The sequence below is a fragment of the Luteibacter sp. P4_D7_3 genome, assembly GCF_056401735.1.
This window is the reverse complement of record NZ_JBFUIT010000560.1, coordinates 1-1,355: the sequence shown is the minus strand read 5'-3', so window position 1 is coordinate 1,355 and position 1,355 is coordinate 1. Positions and strand designations below refer to the sequence as shown.

Here is a 1,355-nt window from a genome sequence, read left to right as displayed (position 1 = left end):
GGTTATGACCGTCGTTACATCGTCTGCCTCGCTCTCGGCATCGGCTGCTGGGTCGCCGGCATGACCTACGCCATTGCGCAGTCCGGGACGGACGAGAACCTCATTACCACCTACGTCCTCTTCATCAGTTACGGCGCGCCACTCCTGTATGCCGCCGTGACGACGCCCGACGAGCCGTCCTCGCATGCGCGCCGCATCGTGGACGGCGTGCTCCTCCTCCTGCTGGTGGTGCTCTGTTATCTCGGCGTGCGCGACCTCACCGACGCCTATGGCTTCCTCAAGCCAGAAGACATGGGCTGGGTCGTCGTAGCCTTCGATGTCGAGAATCTCTTTCTTTTCGGTACCTTCCTCGTGCGCTATGTCACTGCGACCAATGAGGGTGACCACCGATTCTTCGGCATCGGCACCGTATTTCTGGCGCTTTATGCCATCTGTGCCGGCATTCACAATCACGACGAGCTCTACCCCGACACACTCGCCCTGCAACGCATGGCCGATGTCCTGCCGACGGTGCCATTCATCGCCCTGGCCTGCCTGCTGCATGCGAACGCTACGCCTGGACCCTTTGAGCCGATTCGGCACAAATGGGCTCGCCAGCTGTCGGTGAGTCTCGCTCCCGGCCTGCTGCTGGCAGCGATCTTCGCCCTCAGCCTCGGCATCACCGAACGACAGGGCATGTTCGGACGCAGCATCCTCGCCCTCGCGATGCTCGCCTACGTGGTCCGTGTCACCCAGACCCAGTTCTGGTTCGCTCGCACCCGCGACCGCCTCGCCGAGGCCTTGTCCACCGTCGAACGCGTCTCCCTCCTCGACGAATTGACCGGCATTCCTAACCGGCGCGCGTTCGATCAGGCCCTGGACGAACGAACGAAAGAGGCCGCGCGCGAGCAACGCGCACTCAGCGTGCTCATGATCGACATCGACCACTTCAAGACATTCAACGACACGTTCGGCCATCTCGAGGGCGATGTCGCGCTGCGCTCAGTTGCACGTTTGCTCGCGGGTACGCTGAGGCGCCCAGCCGACTTCATCGCCCGCTACGGCGGCGAAGAGTTCGTGGTCATCCTTCCGGGGACCGATGAGGACGGCGCGCAAGTGGTGGCGCGGCGAATGAATCGGGCCGTCTACGACGCACAACTAGAACACGGCAACGGCATCGATAGCCGTGTCACCGTGAGCATCGGCGTGGCCACGCGCGCACCGGATCACGTGCAGGGCGTGGTCATGCATGCAGACCGCGCGCTCTATAGTGCCAAGCACGCTGGCCGGAACCGCTTCGTGACGGCGACCACGGACTAGAGCCGAACTCGACCTACCCCGCGCTACTCCGCCGGGGTGGAGACCTGTTCGGGCTC

Annotated in this window: 1 protein-coding gene; it reads left to right on the top strand. The window is 63.6% G+C overall.

Annotated elements, in window-relative coordinates; translation table 11 throughout:
- On the top strand, positions 1 to 1,299 hold a 1,299-nt coding region (locus tag AC1DSN_RS22710; protein ID WP_477333103.1), incomplete at its 5' end, for a GGDEF domain-containing protein.
- Positions 1,300 to 1,355: the final 56 nt, after the last annotated feature.